This is a genomic window from Wolbachia endosymbiont of Nasonia oneida (genome assembly GCF_009012935.1).
In the GTDB taxonomy this organism is placed as follows: Bacteria; Pseudomonadota; Alphaproteobacteria; order Rickettsiales; family Anaplasmataceae; genus Wolbachia; species Wolbachia pipientis.
Map to the genome: position 1 here is coordinate 140,436 of NZ_QESS01000002.1, position 18,840 is coordinate 159,275.

Below are 18,840 nucleotides of genomic sequence, written 5' to 3' on the forward strand. Positions count from 1 at the left end.
AAAACTGGATTCCAGCGTCACGCGCTGGAATGACACCCTGACAATCGTCATCCCGCTACGTGTTAGCGGGATCTATGTTAAGAGATACCGCGGCGGTATGACGTATAGAAACTAAAAAAGTTCTTTTTTAAAAAACTTAAGTTATACTTATAAGTATTTGATACTTTTTATAGTGATTATGTCGAGTTTAAGCTGCCTTTATGGTGATAATGCAGAATTTGTGGAAGAAATGTATAGCCGTTATCTGCAGGGCGATAAATCGATCGGGGAAGATTGGTATAGAATTTTTTCAAGCAATTTAGAAGTTAATAAAACGGAGCCCTGCGGTGCACAGCGTGCAACTAAGGCGGATGATTCGGCTTTCGATTTGGCAAATTTCTTTAGGTCCTACGGTCATTTTTTTGCAGACCTTAACCCGCTATCACCAAATGAAAATCAAGAAATAGATTATCAAAAATATTCAAATTTATCCCCAGCACGTGACGCTGAAATCTATAGAGATATTTACTGCAAGAATATCGGCTTTGAATTTATGCATATCTCCTCTTATGAAGAGAGAATGTGGCTGCAAGAAAAAATTGAAAATCAAACCTATACGCTGAGTTCACAAGATAAAAAGGAAATACTGAGGCACTTAATTGAATCTGAAATGTTCGAACAATTTCTCCATATGAAATTTCCTGGATATAAACGCTTCTCTATTGAGGGTGGAGAATCAGCTATTGTTGCAATTGAAAAAATTATTAGTGATTCCGCTGGTTATGGTATTGAAGAAGTAGTTCTTGGTATGGCTCATCGCGGACGACTCAATGTTCTAACCAAAGTTATGGGCAAAGAATATGCAGCAATGCTGTCTGAATTTCAAGGCAACCTTGCATACCCAAGTGGTCTTGAGGTGTCCGGTGATGTTAAATATCACCTTGGTTACTCTTCTGATCGAGCACTTTCAGGTGGCAAAAAAATACATTTAAGTTTATGCCCTAATCCATCTCACCTTGAAGCGGTAAATCCGGTTTTGGCTGGAAGAATAAGAGCAAAACAGAATATAAGATCTGTGCTTGGCATATCAATTCATGGTGATGCGGCTTTCATCGGTCAAGGAGTGGTTGCTGAAACTCTAACCTTAAGCAATATTGAAGGCTATAGGGTGGATGGCATCGTGCACATTGTCATTAATAACCAAGTTGGTTTTACTGCAAGCCCAAGCTGCGCACGATCCTCTTTTTATTGCACTGACATAGCAAAATCAATAGAAGCCCCAGTGTTTCACGTTAATGGAGATAACCCTGAAGCTGTGAGTTTTGTTGCGAATTTGGCGATGGAATATAGGCAGAAATTTAAAAAGGACGTAGTAATTGACATAATGTGCTACCGCAAATATGGCCATAATGAAGGTGATGAACCGAATTTCACTCAGCCACTTATGTACAAGGTAATATCAAAGCATAAAACTCCTGGAACACTGTATGAAGAGAAGTTGATCGCAGAGAAAGTATTAGATGGCGATGAAGTAAATAAATTACGCAGTGAATTCAGGGCAAGATTGGATAAAAGTCTTGCTGAATCAGCGGCTTATACTCCAAAAAAAGCTGACTGGTTTTATGGAGTGTGGTCAAAATTAAGAAGAGCAAAGTTGAACGATTTGAGTGAATACTATACAGATTCTGGTGTTCCGCCAGATGAGTTGAAAAAATTAGGTGTGCATATAAATAGCAACATCCCAAGTAGCTTTAACATTAACAATAAGGTTAGAAAAATACTCGATGGCAGAATAGACAGCATAAATTCTGGTAGCAATATAGACTGGGCAACTGCCGAAAGTCTTGCATTTGCGTCACTGCTCACAGAAGGAATAGGAGTGCGCTTATCAGGCCAAGACTCTGGTCGTGGCACTTTTTCGCACCGTCATTCAAGGCTTGTTGATCAGGTAACAGAAGAAGCGTTTATTCCGCTAAACAATATAAATGAAAAGCAAGCTCACTTTGAGGTCATAGATAGCGCACTATCTGAGTATGCTGTAATGGGCTTTGAATATGGATATAGCCTTGATTCCCCGTATTCACTGGTGCTCTGGGAAGGACAATTTGGTGATTTTGCAAATGGTGCACAAATTATGATCGACCAGTTTATCGCATCTGCAGAAACAAAGTGGTTGCGATCAAGCGGTCTAGTTTTATTGCTGCCTCATGGTTATGAAGGACAGGGACCTGAGCATAGCTCCGCACGTATAGAGAGATTTTTGCAACTCTGCGCAGAGGATAATATGCAGGTAGTTAATTGTTCCACTCCGGCGAATTACTTCCATGTCTTACGCAGACAAATGCATAGAGACTTTCGTAAGCCTTTGGTAGTGTTTACACCTAAATCGCTACTGCGTCATAAAAGAGCAGTTTCTAACTTATCCGATTTTGAAGGAAAATTCCTCACGGTGATTCCAGAATGTAGAAAAGGTTTAGTTTCAAGTGATAAAGTACGAAAAGTTGTAATATGCAGCGGTAAAGTTTACTACGACATAATTGAAGTATGTGAAGCACAAAAAATAAACGATATAGCAGTGATACGTTTAGAACAATTCTATCCTTTTCCTGCAGATAAACTAAGTAATGAACTTGAAAAGTACAAAAACGCTGAAATTATATGGTGTCAAGAAGAACCAAAAAATATGGGAGGATGGTTTTTTGTCAACCCATTGATAGAAGAAGTGTTGTCCAATCTCGATATCCAAGCAAAAAGACCTAAGTGCATTGCAAGACTTGCTGCTGCATCTCCTGCATGTGGTTATGCTAGTGTACATGCTCAGCAACAAGAGGAGATTTTAAGACAGATCGCTTAGTATTTACAGTTATTGAAGCAGAAGTGGTGCTATAAAAGTAGCTGACACTTGAATCCGGTTGCATCACGCGCTGCGGCCAGGCGCAATAGAAAACGCATTACACCAATAAAGCCCTTTTGGTACTCAAGCAAATATAAAAGATTTTTATTCTATTAAAAAAAATATAATTTTTATTAAAATTTTCATTTATTTTTATTTAAAAAGTAAACATTATTAATATTTACTTTAACTAATATAGGATATATATGAATACAAAAATATTTGAGATGTTAATAAGGAGAACTGGTCTACGCAGAGATAGCAAAGCTGAGATCATACAGTTAAATAGAAATGAAAAAGCTTTTGTAGATGAGGATAAAGAATCTATCGAATTAGCTGAGGCCATTTTTGAAGAGAATAATATGTTTCATTTCCGCAAACCAGGTCCTGCTATGGATTACATTTTGCACAAATTAATAAATGATAGGAAGCTTTTCGAGGAAATGAAAGATAGAGGTACAAGTATAATACGTCTTTTTTCTTTGTTATCAATGTATCATGGTCGTCTCAATTGCTGTGTTATAAGAAAAGGAGGGTGTATTACTGAGTGTGGCATACTTGATTACGCTGGCACCTATCCAGAACTAGTGCCTTTAGAGGACTTTATACTTATTGAGCCTTCCTCGTACCTCGAGTACATTGTGTTTGACAATGAGAATATCAGAAATAGGTTAGCTGAAGACTTAACTGAAGACAAAACAAAATTAGATATCTTTTTGAATGGAATTTTAGCAACAAAGAATTCGGATTTAGTATTATCTTGTATTAACAAGATAGAGGTTCTTAATGAGGAAGATAGATATTTTGTTAATCGCTTACAGAAAAACAACATGCTAGACTACATCTTAAACAAAGATGATACAACACTTGCAAAATCAACTCTAAAGGAATTGTTGAAGCTTTCTATTTTGCAGGAAGAAAAAAGCACTGAGTTAGAATCTCCCCAAGCTTCAAGTGTAAATGTTAGCAAAGCTCAGCAACATTGTAGTATATAGCTGGTGATAAAGTTTAAAATAATTGCATATACTGAGGCTCATTTAGGTATAGAGCCTCAGTGGTGCTTAATTTTTTCAATTGATGGTGACTAGTAGCCCTACTATGATGTAGATCTATGCTCGCTTACAGCTAAAATTTCACCTCTATTAGTGGAATGTTATTCCAGCTATTGCTTCCATAGTCATCAATAGAAGCGTTTAAGTAATCTGTATCAAAGCGTACGGGCACATCAAATTCGAAGCTCGCAGTGATTATCGCATCTTTTACTGGCGGTTTCATGAATGTTATTTCTCCCGTTGAATAATTTACTGAATATTCACTCTCTTCTTTACCATTTAAATAAATCTTTACTGTCCCATGTACTGGCTTTTTGATCATACGTATATGCTTATCTTCCCCACTTACATAAGTTTTGATTAGCTGAAAAGTCGTTTTTTTGTTATCTCCTATACCAATCTCTTGGTTGATGGCTATAAAATCCGACCAATCCTTAAAACGAAACCCTATTGCTTTACCTTTTCGTGCATGAAAAAATGTTATTAGTTCTAGTAGCTGCTCGTTTGATCTGACCCCGTAAGCTATGTTGTATCTAGTGCGTGCATGAGACCAATTGATGTTGCGCTGTTCACAACCATTGTGAGTTGTTACAACGTCAGTAGAAAATTCCGGTCCTCCAGTGGAACCATAAGATATATTTTCTGGAAATCTAATTTCTGTGAATGACATATGTCTTCCTGTGAAAGTAAAATAGTTTAGTTGAAGAAAATGTTGTAATTTGAAAGCGTTTTACATAGCAAATGACGCTATGGAAAGTGGGTGAGACCACTGAGTTAAACTGCTGTCACACCCACAGTTACTATACTCAGGTTCATTTGAGTTGTCAAGCACAAAAAATAAAATTTTATGGCAAACTGTAACTAGCCTTGCTTGTGACTTAATTCATCTACTTTTTTGCGTAATACATTCAAATCAGTTGCTCCTACAAACAGGCTATCTCCAATTATTAAAAAAGGTGTACCACCTACTCCCAAATCTCTTACTAGAAGCCTACTGTTGTTTATCATTTGCTCAATTTTGTCCGCGTTATCTTTTATGGAATCATTAAAATCGTCCTCATCAATCCCTATGCTTTTCACTATATCCAATATGCTTTCGTCTGAAAATCCTCCTTTGTGACTTAAAGCAGAATAGTGAAAGTCGAAATATTTTTCTTTATCAATAAAGTAAACAGCTAAAGCGCTTTTTGCTGCCCTTAAAGAGTCATGACCAAGTATTGGAGCATCCCTAAAGATATACTTAATTTTACCGTCGTTAATTAACTGCTTTATATCATTCTTCATAGCTTTGCAATATCCACAAGAATAGTCAAGGAAGCCTGCAACTATAACACTACTATTTTCATTTCCGGAGTAAGGATAAGTAAGGTCAAATATTTGATCCTTGTATTGTGAAATTTTACTTTTGGTTACATTATCTCGAGCAGCGTAACTACTTTTAATCGACTCCTCTTTGAGAGTTTTTACGATCTTATCAAAATTTCTGCTTATATAATTATCTAATTTCTCACCTATATAATCATCGTTTAGCATTTGGCTGCGATTTGAAAGCCAATTGTTTATTATCGGCAAGCTTGCTATTGCTATTATTAAAATTAATAAAAATGATATTCTAGACATACAATTTATTTAAAAACCTACAACATAAAACTTTTAGTACACATTTATCTGTATATTAAAAGAAGCATCTAATGTTAATATATAAAAACATTTGTATCAAGTGTATTTTATAACCAGTTTTGCCTCAAATGCAAACTTTACACAATAAAACTCAAGCACATTACCACAAAGTTCATCAGAAAACTTGGTGATGAGGGTGGTGAAACATTTTGGTAGTTGATTATCTTATAACTGCCATGTATAATGCTAACAAACGCGGCGATAAATATTGGTAAAAAAAAGGAAATAGCCATTCTAGGAAGTAAGCTTCTCTTTTTCCCATTTGCTGAGTTTATTGCAGTGTATGGTCGCGTCGTGTGGGTGTAATAAAACAATTTTTCAGTCAATATGCCGATAATTTTAAATATTCTATATGAGTGTCATAATGAAATTTTTAAAAACTCTTTTTAACTTAACATTGTTAGTGTTTTTTATAACTCCTCCAGTTGAAGCAAGGTGGACTAAGTATGAAGATGCTCCCATTGAGATCAAAATTTCTAATAGTACCATTAATATTAATGGGGATGGTACTTATGAATTAGAATCAGAACTCCAAGCAAAAGTACTCAAGGAATCTGGGCGTAGTGCATTCTCCCCATACAGTCTTATTTATAATGGTGATAGTGCAGACCTCACTATTTTAGAAGCTAAAACAGCTTACAATGGGAGGGAATACGTAGTCGCTAAAAACATGATAGAGGACAAGGCGTTGGCTAGTCCTCAAGGTTTCGATCAGCTAAGGCAAGTAACCATATCATTTCCTAAAATGACAATTGGTGCAGAAGTATATCTAAAATATAAACAAATTCATAAAAAAGTTCCTATTGATAATTTTTATGGTTTGCACTTTTCTTATTATGGGCGGTATTTTCAAGCAGAGAATACTAAAATCAATTCTGAGGTGCCTCTAGAGATTAGAGTGAATGATCCAAGAAACGTATTAAAGATCGCTGAGGAGAAAAAGAATGGTGTACATTCTATAAGCATTACTTTAAAAAAGGCAATTTATGAAGGTTTGATAAATGAGCCACATAATGGAATATTGAATTTTAAGCACAATACTTGGGTATCACTGTCAAGCCTATCTAAATGGGAGGATTTAGCAAAAAAATTAGCTCCTGGATATTATAACGTCATTACTCAGCCACTTCCTACAATTTTTACGGCCATAGCAGAATCTGCTGCCAATGAGAGTACTGATGAAGAGAAAATTAACGTTGTTACTTCTTTGTTGAATGAGAAAATTCAATACACGGGAGATTGGCGTACAGTGTCAGGACGATTTTTTCCAAGAGATTTAGAGAAAATTGCTGATTATCAAACTGGAGATTGTAAGGATTTTTCTGTTAGTACGGCTGCTATTTTACAAAAACTTGGTTACAGAGTTCAACCTACTCTAGTTATGAGAGGAATTACTAGCATTCCTAATTCCGAAGCATTACCTAATCTGGGTAATTTTAATCATACGATGCTCAGAGTAACAAATAAAGGTGGAAAAATATATTGGATTGATCCGACTAATAAGGTTAGTATGGCACAAGGTATTTTTCCAGATGTTGCTGACAAAGTTGCTTTAGTATTGGATTCTAAAGAAGTTAGCTACACAAAAATTCCTGCTGTACAAGCTGAAAATTCAAAAATTATATCCCATAGTGAATTAACTATACAAGATAATGTTGTAAACGAACGTGGTCAGCTTACTATGCAAGGGGAGTCAGCTATGAGCTTAGCAAGTGCTGGATTATATTACTCAAACGAGCAGTTAAGAGATTCTGTTTTTTATATAATTAGTGGGGTATATCTTAATGAAAAAGAAAAGAAATTCTTAGAATTGCCTGATCTTACTTCGCGTAATGTAGAGGATCTTACAATTAAGTATGAATTACAACAAAAAAATAAAGTTTTTAGGACGAACCTAGGACTTGTTTTAACTTTAGAAAATAATTTGCTTAATGGTGTCGTAAATACAGTTTCTGACCAAGTGTCAGACATTTTTATAGGTACTCCTCATACTCGTGAAACGCATACGGTAATAAAAGACATTGCGATTAAAAACTGTGCAGAATTGAATTTTGAAATAAATTCTCCATGGTTATATGTAAATAGGTCATGTAAACATCAAAATGGCAGCACAGAATTAAATGATATAGTAGCTATACAGAAAAGCTTTATTACCAATGAAGAGTTAAACACTACTGAATATAAAAACTTAAAAAGCGAGCTGGAGAATAATTTTTCTAGAGCCTCTATAATAATAAGTGAATAGGTTGTGCTGGGAAAAACACTTCTTAAAAGACTTAAAATCTTTAAAATATGTACAACAACTTACGCGACTTCATCAAAGCCTTAGAAGAAAAAAAAGATCTGATTAGGATTAAGGAGGAAGTTTCAACAGTTCTTGAAATGACAGAAATTCACCGCAGAGTTTTGTCAAACAAAGGACCAGCTATCATCTTTGAAAATGTTGTCACAGAAAACGGCAAAAATTCGATTCCAGTTTTAGTGAATTTATTCGGTACTATTGAAAGAATTGCCTTGGGACTGAACATAAATCCTGGTGAGCTAAGAGATCTTGGTAAACTTTTAGCATTTTTGCAATCACCTGAGCCGCCAAAAAACTTTAAGGATGCTATAAAAATGTTTCCTTTGTTGAAAGTTGTGTTATCGATGCGAAGTAAAATAGTGAGCAAGGCTCCATGTCAAGAGGTAGTGCTAACCGGAGATGAAGTGGACCTAAGTCTACTGCCCATTCAAACATGCTGGCCAAATGAACCTGCACCACTTATCACCTGGCCAATTGTGGTAACGAAAGGACCCACGAAAGAAAAGCAAGATAATTTTAATCTTGGAATATATCGTATGCAGGTTATAGATAAAAAAACAACACTAATGCGTTGGCTTGCACACAGGGGTGGCGCAACTCACCATAAGCGTTGGAAGGAAGAAGGCAGAAATATGAAATTTCCTGCTGCTGCTGTGATCGGTAGTGATCCTGCAACGATTATTGCTGCGGTAACTCCAGTGCCAGAAACATTGTCAGAATACCAATTTGCTGGACTACTGCGAAAGAAGCCGCTTGAGCTGGTAAATTGTAAGACTATTCCACTTCAAGTGCCAGCTCACGCGGAAATCGTTCTGGAAGGCTATGTGAGTTTGGATAGATATCAAGACGAAGGGCCATACGGAGATCACACCGGCTACTATAATTCTGTTGAGCAATTTCCTGAATTTAATATTACTGCAATTACTATGCGTAAAAATCCAATTTATCTCAGCACTTTCACCGGCAAGCCACCTGATGAACCATCGATTCTTGGTGAAGCACTCAATGAAATTTTTGTGCCCATTCTTATTAATCAATTTCCAGAGATAGTGGACTTTTATCTGCCGCCGGAAGGTTGCTCATATAGAATAGCGGTAGTGTCGATAAAAAAATCCTATCCAGGGCAGGCAAAAAGAATTGTTATGGGCATACTTTCTTTTCTAAAGCAGTTTTTATACACGAAGTTTATTATCGTTGTTGATGATGATATAAATATACGTGATTGGAAGGAAGTGATGTGGGCAATGTCAACAAGGATGGACCCTGTGCGTGATACAATCATGATAGAAAATGCACCTATTGATTATTTAGACTTTGCTTCCCCTGAAAGTGGACTTGGAGGTAAAATGGGATTTGATGCGACAAATAAAATCCCGCCTGAAACCAAACGAGAGTGGGGAAAGAAAATTGAGATGAGTGAGGAAATAGTAAGAAAAGTCGCGGAGAAGTGGGAGGAATATATGGACTAGACTTCTTGCATAAAAGCAGAAAAAAGTTTGGCGTTTTTTATAATGCTGCGATTGGCATTAACTGATAATTGTGTGTCACAGTGCCCTTTTTTTGTCATCCTATAGCTATACCGCCGCGGTATCTCTTAGCCGCTAACAAGTAGTGGGATGACGAGCTTATCGTCATCCTGCCGCGAACCGTCATACCGCGATTCATTCGCGGTATCTCTAGATCCCGCTAACAAGCAGCGGGATGACGAATTACTTAACCATCATCTACACCGTTATACCGCGATTCATTCGCGGTATCTCAAAGCATAGATCCCGCTAACACGTAGCGGGATGACGAGGTCATGCCACCGCGCGAACCGTCATACCGTCACGGTATCTCTAGATCCTGCTAACACGTAGGGGAATGACGAGGTCATGCCGCCGCAAACCGTCATACCGCCGCGGTATCTCTTAGCCGCTAACACGTAGCGGGATGACGGTTGTTGTTTAGCTATAAATATTAAGAAATTTACCAAACGAAAAAAAAGGCAAAAGAAGCCCTGGGGTTATTATCCGCTTTAAAATATTGGCGTTTTTTATGTTTTAAACGCTTGACAAGCGAAATTCAGATGCTTTTAATTGCAACTAACTTACGCTGCAAATGTTTAAGAAATTTACCAAGCAGAAAAAAAGACAAAGAATCCCCGAATTAGCTAGTCCTTTACTATCTCTGTCGAGTATTGGCATTTTTTGATGTCTTGTAACGCTTTATAAGCGCGTTCAGCTTATTTAGATAAAAATCTAGATGTAGATGAAGTTTTGTAAAGACATACAGTATCTATATACTGCAAAAAATTGAACATAAGACGCCGATACATTAAGTAATCCTTACCTTTTAATCTGCAGATTGGCGAAAGCAAATACAATAGCTTCAGTTTCATGATAAGAGGGCTGGCGAAGGGTGTCAAGCAATTTTCGTTTCTGCGAGTACCTGAGTTTATTGATTTCATTAGAGCCGAAACTCTTGAGACCTAGGTGATAATTCTATCTAAAAGAATGCCGAAAAAGAGCAGCAACCCTACGTAGGAGTTATTTTTAAATATGGACATGCATTGACTGGGATCGTCAGGATTGAAATTTTTGTGTTGGCGGTGAAATATGAACCCTACGGCAAATAGAGCAATATAAAAGATGTTATTTAATGATGATAAGATACCAGCATATAGCCACGTCATAAGAGATATTAAATAAAATCTTTTCAACCAAGATTTTGTTGTATCACCAAAATATAATGCGGTAGATTTCATCCCGAGTTTTTCATCATCTTTTTTATCTTGATGGGCGTATATGGTGTCATAGCTAAGTGTCCAAAAGACGCATCCTATATAAAACAGCAAGGATTCTATACTGATCTGGTTTGTTATTGCTGCTGAGCCCATGAGCGATCCCATATTGAAGGTAAACCCTAAGAACAATTGTGGCCACCAAACATACCGCTTTAATAAAGGGTAAGTAGCTATCATACACATTGAGATTATTCCAAGTATGAGTGTAGTTTTATTAGTTAATAATAAGATTACCAGGGCAATAGACAGTAACAGTGAAAGTAAAGCTAAAGCCTGCTTTATGTTTAATGCACCACTTGCAAGTGGCCTATATTTTGTTCGTTCAACGTGCGCATCTATTTCTCTATCGAAAATGTCATTGATTATGCACCCTGCAGGTCTCATTAAAAATGCACCTATAGTAAACAAAACAAGGAGAAAAAGAACCTGATACGATAGAGAAGTTGAGGCTAAAAGAATACCGCTCAAACTGGGAAATAGCACAAGCCACAAACCTGTTAAACTGTGCAACCTCATTAATGAAAAGTAACGATTGAAATGCATTAATTAAGTGTGATTATGTAATATTTTGCTTACATTAACAAAATTATCGAACGCTAAATCAGGCTTGAAAACTAGTTCAGGTATAAATCGCAAATCAACATAACACAGTATAGATTTACGTATTGACCATGCAGATTGGTTCATTTCATTAACAACGGTGTTAAGATCACAATTATTCTCAGAAGGATCTCCAGTGCGTCTTTTTTCTGGATCTAAGTAGTCAGCTACTTGAATATTCAATGAAGATAACACAATATATACATCTGCTTTTTTCAAATCTTTACTTAATTTTACGTCAGATACCGCTACATTTTTATTGAACACCTTACCTTCCATTAGAATTCTTGATATTGCTCTATGCAATACCGATGCTATCTTTAGGTTTCTAATTTCCTTTTTCATATCCAGCTACTATAACACCCTTTCTTCTTGCACTAATTGATAAGCTTCCAAAATATCTCCAACTTTAATATCGACATTACCCTCTAGTGATACTCCGCATTCAAAGTTTACACCTACTTCTTTAACATCATCTTTAAATCTACGTAGTGCTTTTAACTTTCCTTCATGCACCAATTTACTATTGCGCACTACCTTAATTAAAGAATCTTTTTTTATGACTCCATCACTTACATAACATCCAATGATATTACCAGCTTTAGATACATTAAATATTTGCCTTACAGATGCAGAACCAACACGAACCTCTCGTGTAACAGGCTTTAACATTTTAGTTAAATACATTCTCATGTCGTCAATGAGCTCGTATATTATGTTATAAGTATGTATTTCTATACCTTTTTGTTTTGCCAAGTCCCTTATTTTTGAGTCCACTTTTACATTAAAAGCTAAAATTACTGCACTTGATGCTTCTGCAAGCAGCACATCTGAATCTGTTATCCCTCCTACTGCTTTGTGTAGGATATTTAATTTCACTTGATCTTTACCGAGTTTATCAATTGAACTTGATATTGCTTCAATAGAACCAGTTACATCGCACTTTAAAACTACAGATAGTTCTTCTATTTCACTGTTATTACGGCTGAATATATCTAAATCATCCTCATCTAAATTTTCTTCTTTTTTCTTGATTAACTCTAACCTATGTTCAATAATTTCACGTGCCTGCTTTTCAGAATTTACAACAACAAATTTATCTCCAGCATTTGGTACACCATTTAGACCAGTAATTTCAATTGGAGCAGAGGGTAGTGCTGCTTTTTCTCTTTGACCAAGGTGATTAACCATACTACGTACTTTACTGTATGTTGTACCAACTACCAATATGTCACCAACCTTTAACGTTCCTTCCTCAACTATCAATGTAGCTGATATTCCTTTCGCTTTATCTATTTTGGATTCTATTACCCATCCAAGTGCTCGACAATCTTCTATTGCTTCTAGCTTCATTAATTCAGCGATTAACAAAATCGTCTCTTCTAGTTTATCTAAATTAGTTTTCTTTTTTGCTGATACTGGCACAATCATAACATCACCACCAAGCTCTTCAGGAATGAGATCATATTGAGGTAAGCTACTCATTACTTTCTCCACATCACCAGGCTCAGATTTATCAATTTTATTAATAGCAACTATAATAGAAACATTTGCTGCTTTTGCATGATTTATTGCTTCAACTGTTTGTTTCATGATTCCATCGTCAGCTGCAACCACTATTACAACTATATTAGTAATATTGGCACCACATGCACGCATCGCAGTGAACGCTTCATGTCCTGGTGTATCAATGAAAGTAATTTTTTGCTTATCTTTTGTTGTTATTTGATAAGCACCTATGTGTTGAGTTATGCCACCTGACTCTCTTTCTGCAACATTAGATTCACGAAATGCATCGAGCAATGAGGTTTTACCATGATCCACGTGGCCCATAAAAGTGACGATTGGTGGTTTAGGTTTTTTAGGCAGGCTTTCTCTGCCTTCTATAAAAAATAAATCCTTTTCTTTGTTGGCATCGCTCACTCGTTTGGCCGTATGATTAAATTTTTTCACTATTTCACATGCTATATCTGGATCCACCAGATCATCTACTCTATAACTCTCACCAACTTCTTCTTTGAACATTTTTAGCACACTCTTGCTATCTTCTGCCATACGAATAGATAACTCCCTGATAGTTATTTTGTCTGGTATAATAACTTCTCTTGATATATTTTTACCCTTAGTAAACTTTGACTTTCTACCTCTTATACCAAACCTTTGCTTAAATACAGGGGGTTGTTCAGTTTTTTCATCTATTGCCTGTGCAATTACCAGTTTAGAATGCTTAGAATATATATCTTTGTTGACTTTAAAAGACTTTTTATCGTTGTCCTCATGGTCAATACTATCTTCTTTTGGTTCAACTAAGTGGGTATTACTTAAAACTTGCTTATTTATTTCCTTAGATAAAGCGTCCGCTTCATTTTTCTCGTCAGTCTCTTTATTGCTGTCTTCTTTTGCTGTTTTCTCTTTTTCTTCTCTCTGATTTCTTTCTTTCAGCAAAGCAGCATTCTGCACAGCATTAATGCGAAAAATTTGTTCTTTCTCTGTTAAAGAACCTAATTTACTCTCGTCAAATAAATTATGTTCTTCTGCATCATGAGATTTTTTTCTTCTTTTTTTTACTACTGTAGCTCCAGTACTTGGGCTAGCTGAAGAGTTTAAATTGAGGTCTAATTTAAGCTTGCTTAAACCTTGGAGCGTTAATTTTTTATCACTGATATCTTCATTATTCATATTATTTTATTATATTAATCCAAGCTTTTTACGTGCTTCTATGATTATTGAATCTACTGTATCTTTTAGATCTTCTTTGCTATCGGATGAGGAAGAGAGTATGCTGCAAAACTCATAACTTGATAAATCTGCTATGTCCTCTAAAGTCTTAATATCATGCTTACTAAGAGCAATTTTATTGTCTATTGATAAAGTTAAATTGATTACATCATCCTCCATACCTAAACTTTTTAGCTCTTCTATTTTTCTATCATTTTCTGCTTTCAGGTACTTATTTGCTCTATTGTGAAGTTCGTTTGCAATATCTTCATTAAAGCCCTCTATTGAAGCAAGCTCTTTAATTGAAGCGCTAGATATGTCTTCTACACTTGAAAAACCTTCTGTTACCAATAGCTGACCCATAATCTCTTCTAAGTTTAAAGCTTCAGCAAATAAAGCTGAACATTGACTAAGTTCTTTACTTCGCCTTTCTGATTCTTGCTGAGTGCTTAATATCTCAATTTTCCATCCAACAAGCTCTGAAGCTAATCTTACATTCTGGCCCTTTTTTCCTATAGCTAAACTCAATTGATCTTCAGCAACTATTAACTCTATGCAATTTTCATTTTCATCAATAATAACCTTCGATACTTCTGCAGGAGTAATGGCTTTGATAACAAATTGACCCAAATCTGAGGAGTAATTTATAACGTCAATTTTTTCACCATTTAATTCGTGTATAATAGTTTTTATTCTATCTCCCTTAACTCCAACACAAGCACCTACTGGATCAATGTTCTTGTCGGGAGAGAAAACGGCAACCTTAGACCTTGAACCAGCATCTCTAGCTATACCTTTAATTGTCACTAATCCGTCAGCAATTTCTGGTATTTCTTGATTTAATAATGCCTCCAAAAAGCCTTCATGAGTCCTAGAAAGAATAATTTGACGTCCATCATCAGAACGCTTAACAGTCTGTATGTAAGCTTTAACCTTATCACCTTCACGAAATGATTCACCACCAGTTAAATTTCGCAATGGAAGATATGCCCTAGTGCCATTTATGTCTATAATAAGATCTGAATATTCTACTTGTTTAACAATACCATACCTTATTTCTCCCACTTTATCTTTAAATTCCTCATATTGCTTTTTTGACTCTTCATCTTTAATTATTTGAGCAATCGTTTGCTGGGCAATTCTTGCTGAAGCAAGATCAGTGTTAAGAGAGAGCAATTCACTAACAGTATCTCCAACTTTTGCATCTCCTTTTATTAATTTAGCTTGTGTAAGCGTAATTGATTCACACTCAGTATTCTCTTTTTCATTTGATTCATCATCAATAACTTTTAGTTTTCTATATGAAGTAACTTTGCCTGTGTTTCTATCTATATCAACTACAATTTTACTTTTGCTACCATATTTTTGATGAGCCACTGCTTCTATAGCACTTTCCAGTGCCTTTATTACAACATCAAAATCTAAACCTTTTTGAAGTGAAAGCTCTCCTGCTGTTTTTATTACATCAAGGCTTCCAACTATGTTATTCTTGTTACTTTTCTGCTTAACACTGCTTTTACGATTAGCAATCATAATAAATAAATCCAATGTAATTAGTTATAATTATAGCTCCAACGGGCAAAGAACACTATCTTAAATGTTAAATGATTGCTAATTTAAGTCAAGTTTTTTCATGTCTTTGTATAACAAGCAACGCAGGAGTAAAGAATAAAGTTAAAACCGTTGCAGCCAATATTCCACTTGCTATGGTTGTTGAAATGTCAACCCACCACTGGCTTGATGGAGCATCATATGTGATTTGTAGCGTAAAAAAATTGATATTTAACCTGGTAATCATCGGTATTAAACCAAGAACTGTGGTTGCAACGGTAAGCAATATTGGCCTAACGCGAGAAATTGCAGCGTTTATTACACATCGCTTGATGTCATTTTTGTGTACCTTAATTTGGTGATGAAAGGCATCAAGTAATAGTATGTTATTATTCACTATAATTCCCGCCAAAGCAATTATCCCCACTCCACACATAACAACTACGAAAACTTGTTGGATAAGAAAGAAAACAAAAAACACACATGTTGTGGATAAAAACACTGCTGTCATTACGATAAATGTATGGTATACATTATTAAACTGTGTCACTAATACCAATATCATTAGTGTAATCGCTAATATAAAAGCCTTTAACAAAAATGCTCCTGATTTTTGTTGATCTTCTTTGTCGCCTTTAAAATCAATTTTTACTCCCTTGTCCCAATCCTGGGCAATAGAATTCTGAATGAACTTTACTCTTTCATCAACAAGATAGCCAGTATCAACGTCAGCAGAGATTGTCACTATGCGTAATCCATCAATCCTGTTTAGTTTGTTTACCTTTTTTTCGGGAGCATATTTTACTATATTGCTCATAGGATACGGGCCATTAACTGTATTGATAAAAAGATTGTCTATAGTCTTCATGTTGCGATCCTTTCCAGGGAAACGGAGTACAATATCGATTTCTTCATCCGTGTTATTTGGTCTATATTTTCCAATCAACACTCCATTTGTAACCATCTTTATAAAATCGCCAATGGTTGCAACACTTACTTCAGAGCTTGTAGCCTTATTCTTATCAACACTCATATTCCACTCTATTTCAGGTGCTGATCTGCTATCTTGAATATTTATAAACCCGGATGAAGGTTGGTTCATAATTTCTAGAATTTTCTCTGCTGCTAAATTCAAACTGGATACACTCCCGCTGAGGTTAATTTGTATTGGCTTGTCAGCCGACGGTCCTGGCTTTTCCTCTTGAACATTAATTATTATTCCTTTCATGTCTTGCACACTGCTCCTTATATCATTTAGTATGTGCTTAGCTTTGCGCCTGAAGCGCCAATCCATAAGTTCTAGTTGTATTCTGGCGATAACGTTGTCTGAAAATGCTCCTGATCTAGCATAAGAAACATGAATTTCTTTTTCAATGCTCAAAATGCGTTCTTCCACTTCTTTGAGTATCAGATCTCGTTCTTTGGCTGATAAGCTTTCTTTTGCTTTAACACTGATTAAAATATTATCTGAATCCACTTTCGGAAAAAACTTTACTCCAGGAGCAAAAGTAAAGTACAGCACACTAAATGAAAACAAAACGAATACAGTAGCACATACGAATTTTTAGGATGATCCAAAACCTTCTCTAGCATGCGTACGTAAGCTCTTATTATAGGCCCAGCATTTTTTATTTCACCACTTTCTATAGCACTCATTTTTTTTATTTCTTTTTTTGAAGTTATCGAAGGCTTACCAAATATTGCACCAAGTGTTGGTATAAAAACCAAAGCCATAATGAGCGATCCAGTCAAAGTTAGAATTATTGTAATTGGTATGTACTGCATGAATTTACCAACAGTATCAGGCCAGAATAATAGAGGAAAAAACACTGCTAATTTAGTTAACGTTGATGATAGAACCGGATAAAACATATCACGAACTGAAGTGTAAAAAGCTTCTACTTTGTCCATTCCGCAGATCATCTTTCTATCGGCATATTCGCTGATCACAATTGCATCATCAACCAGCATGCCAACAGCCATAATTAAACTGAAGAGCACAACGATATTTAAGGTTATACCCATAAAGTAAAGAGCTATTATCCCAATGAGAAAGGAACCGGGTATCGAGAGTGCCACAAGAATAGCAATCCTTGTTCCCATAGAAAGCATCATTATGATCAATATTAACAACACAGCAAATATTATGCCGTTTTCCAAGTCATCAAGCACATCGCGGACGTTTTTTGACTGGTCGTTTAAGTACACCACTTTTAAATTTTCAGGTAATTGATCTTTTGCCTTATCCATTAAGTATTTTACTTGATTTACTGTGTCTATTATGTTTTTTCCGTTACGTTTTGAAATTTCTAGCACGACACTAGGTAATCCATTAATGCGAGCAAATCCTTGGTGATCCTCAAACCTAGGGTATACTTTTGCTATATCTTTGATTCTCAAAACTGCATCGCCTTGAGATCTAATAGGAATATTCATAATATCTTCTATATCTTTTAATAACCCTGATATTTTAATCGAATATTTACCGGTATCATTTTCCAGTGACCCAGCTCCCACTAGTCTGTTATTGCTTGATATAGCTTGGAATATTTCGTTTGATTGAATGTTATATTTTGTTAGAACTGTGGGCTCAACTATCACTTCCACTGTTTCTTTACGCATACCTGCCACTTCAACTTTGAGAACATTTGGCAGAGATTCTATTTCTTTCTTTAGCTTGCGTGCTATTTCAGTTAAGGCTCTTTCTGGCAAATTACCAATTAAGCCGACATTGAGTATCGGAAATAAGCTCAAGTTTATTTCATTGATTATCGGAGATTCCGCTTCAACAGGTAACTTCGATTTTATGTTTGAAAGCTTTGAACGAACATTATCGAGCACTTCTTTATTATCATACTCTGTTCCAAATTCGAGTATCATGTGAGCACCATCATTAGTTGCAAAAGCTCTCAATTCTCTTACACCTTCGATGGATCTTAGTTCATTTTCTATAGGAAGCACTAATAGCTTTTCACTATCTTGAGCAGAAATCCCAGGAAGTCCAACAAACACGCTGATTATAGGAATCTGTATATCAGGATTGCTTTCCCTTGGCATTTTTACATAAACGTATGAACCGAAGATAAAAATTACTATAAGTAATAATACCACCGCCCTGTTTCGCTCTATGAGTAAGCTCTGCATGTTGAATGTTAGCTGAATATGTGTGTTTGTACAATATTATAGTCGAGATACATTGCATATTAATTAATCCTTGTGTAGCTTTAAAACTTTATGCAAATAATTAAAATTTTCGCAAAATTGCAAGTATAAGAAAATT

10 protein-coding genes and 1 pseudogene are annotated in these 18,840 nt (G+C 35.7%); 4 read left to right on the forward strand and 7 right to left on the reverse strand.

What is annotated here, in order from left to right; translation table 11 throughout:
* The first annotated feature begins 178 nt into the window (after window positions 1-178).
* Window positions 179-2,833 (forward strand): 2-oxoglutarate dehydrogenase E1 component, encoded by a 2,655-nt coding sequence (locus DEF52_RS01635; protein ID WP_151807671.1) that lies wholly within the window; start codon window positions 179-181, stop codon window positions 2,831-2,833.
* Window positions 2,834-3,078: 245 nt separating this feature from the next.
* The gene (locus DEF52_RS01640) at window positions 3,079-3,867 is read left to right on the forward strand and encodes a GTPase Era family protein (RefSeq protein ID WP_151807672.1); all 789 of its coding nucleotides are present in this window, start codon (window positions 3,079-3,081) and stop codon (window positions 3,865-3,867) included.
* A 130-nt stretch (window positions 3,868-3,997) separates the two neighbouring features.
* Here the strand turns inward: DEF52_RS01640 and DEF52_RS01645 are convergent, their stop codons facing one another.
* Both DEF52_RS01645 and DEF52_RS01650 read right to left on the reverse strand, forming a co-directional pair.
* Entirely contained in the window at window positions 3,998-4,594 is a 597-nt protein-coding gene (locus DEF52_RS01645; RefSeq protein WP_151807673.1) for a TIGR02217 family protein, read from the reverse strand.
* A gap of 191 nt (window positions 4,595-4,785) precedes the next feature.
* Window positions 4,786-5,544 carry a DsbA family protein gene (locus tag DEF52_RS01650; protein ID WP_151807674.1) on the reverse strand — a complete coding sequence of 253 codons (759 nt, stop codon included), beginning with the start codon at window positions 5,542-5,544 and terminating at the stop codon, window positions 4,786-4,788.
* A 424-nt stretch (window positions 5,545-5,968) separates the two neighbouring features.
* Here DEF52_RS01650 and DEF52_RS01655 point away from each other — a divergent pair, with 424 nt between their 5' ends.
* Both DEF52_RS01655 and DEF52_RS01660 read left to right on the forward strand, forming a co-directional pair.
* Entirely contained in the window at window positions 5,969-7,849 is a 1,881-nt protein-coding gene (locus DEF52_RS01655) for a DUF3857 domain-containing protein (RefSeq protein ID WP_151807675.1), read from the forward strand.
* Between the two features lie 47 nt (window positions 7,850-7,896).
* On the forward strand, window positions 7,897-9,375 hold the full coding sequence (locus DEF52_RS01660) for a UbiD family decarboxylase (protein WP_151807676.1): 1,479 nt from the start codon (window positions 7,897-7,899) through the stop codon (window positions 9,373-9,375).
* Between the two features lie 1,001 nt (window positions 9,376-10,376).
* Here DEF52_RS01660 and ubiA read toward each other — a convergent pair.
* The 5 genes and pseudogenes from ubiA to DEF52_RS06800 all read right to left on the reverse strand — a co-directional run bounded on the left by ubiA (window position 10,377) and on the right by DEF52_RS06800 (window position 18,704).
* Window positions 10,377-11,234 (reverse strand): 4-hydroxybenzoate octaprenyltransferase, encoded by an 858-nt coding sequence (gene ubiA, locus DEF52_RS01670; protein WP_151807677.1) that lies wholly within the window; start codon window positions 11,232-11,234, stop codon window positions 10,377-10,379.
* Between the two features lie 3 nt (window positions 11,235-11,237).
* Window positions 11,238-11,636 (reverse strand): ribosome-binding factor A, encoded by a 399-nt coding sequence (locus DEF52_RS01675; protein ID WP_015589509.1) that lies wholly within the window; start codon window positions 11,634-11,636, stop codon window positions 11,238-11,240.
* Between the two features lie 9 nt (window positions 11,637-11,645).
* On the reverse strand, window positions 11,646-13,970 hold the full coding sequence (gene infB, locus DEF52_RS01680) for a translation initiation factor IF-2 (protein ID WP_151807678.1): 2,325 nt from the start codon (window positions 13,968-13,970) through the stop codon (window positions 11,646-11,648).
* A gap of 9 nt (window positions 13,971-13,979) precedes the next feature.
* On the reverse strand, window positions 13,980-15,542 hold the full coding sequence (nusA, locus tag DEF52_RS01685; RefSeq protein WP_151807679.1) for a transcription termination factor NusA: 1,563 nt from the start codon (window positions 15,540-15,542) through the stop codon (window positions 13,980-13,982).
* A gap of 88 nt (window positions 15,543-15,630) precedes the next feature.
* Window positions 15,631-18,704 (reverse strand): annotated as a pseudogene (locus DEF52_RS06800) (efflux RND transporter permease subunit).
* Between the last annotated feature and the right edge of the window lie 136 nt (window positions 18,705-18,840).

Coding starts and splice junctions, on each gene's coding strand:
- DEF52_RS01635 (WP_151807671.1), top strand. CDS start 179: ATGTCGAGTTTAAGCTGCCTTTATGGTGATAATGCAGAATTTGTGGAA.
- DEF52_RS01640 (WP_151807672.1), top strand. CDS start 3,079: ATGAATACAAAAATATTTGAGATGTTAATAAGGAGAACTGGTCTACGC.
- DEF52_RS01645 (WP_151807673.1), bottom strand. CDS start 4,594: ATGTCATTCACAGAAATTAGATTTCCAGAAAATATATCTTATGGTTCC.
- DEF52_RS01650 (WP_151807674.1), bottom strand. CDS start 5,544: ATGTCTAGAATATCATTTTTATTAATTTTAATAATAGCAATAGCAAGC.
- DEF52_RS01655 (WP_151807675.1), top strand. CDS start 5,969: ATGAAATTTTTAAAAACTCTTTTTAACTTAACATTGTTAGTGTTTTTT.
- DEF52_RS01660 (WP_151807676.1), top strand. CDS start 7,897: ATGTACAACAACTTACGCGACTTCATCAAAGCCTTAGAAGAAAAAAAA.
- ubiA (WP_151807677.1), bottom strand. CDS start 11,234: ATGCATTTCAATCGTTACTTTTCATTAATGAGGTTGCACAGTTTAACA.
- DEF52_RS01675 (WP_015589509.1), bottom strand. CDS start 11,636: ATGAAAAAGGAAATTAGAAACCTAAAGATAGCATCGGTATTGCATAGA.
- infB (WP_151807678.1), bottom strand. CDS start 13,970: ATGAATAATGAAGATATCAGTGATAAAAAATTAACGCTCCAAGGTTTA.
- nusA (WP_151807679.1), bottom strand. CDS start 15,542: ATGATTGCTAATCGTAAAAGCAGTGTTAAGCAGAAAAGTAACAAGAAT.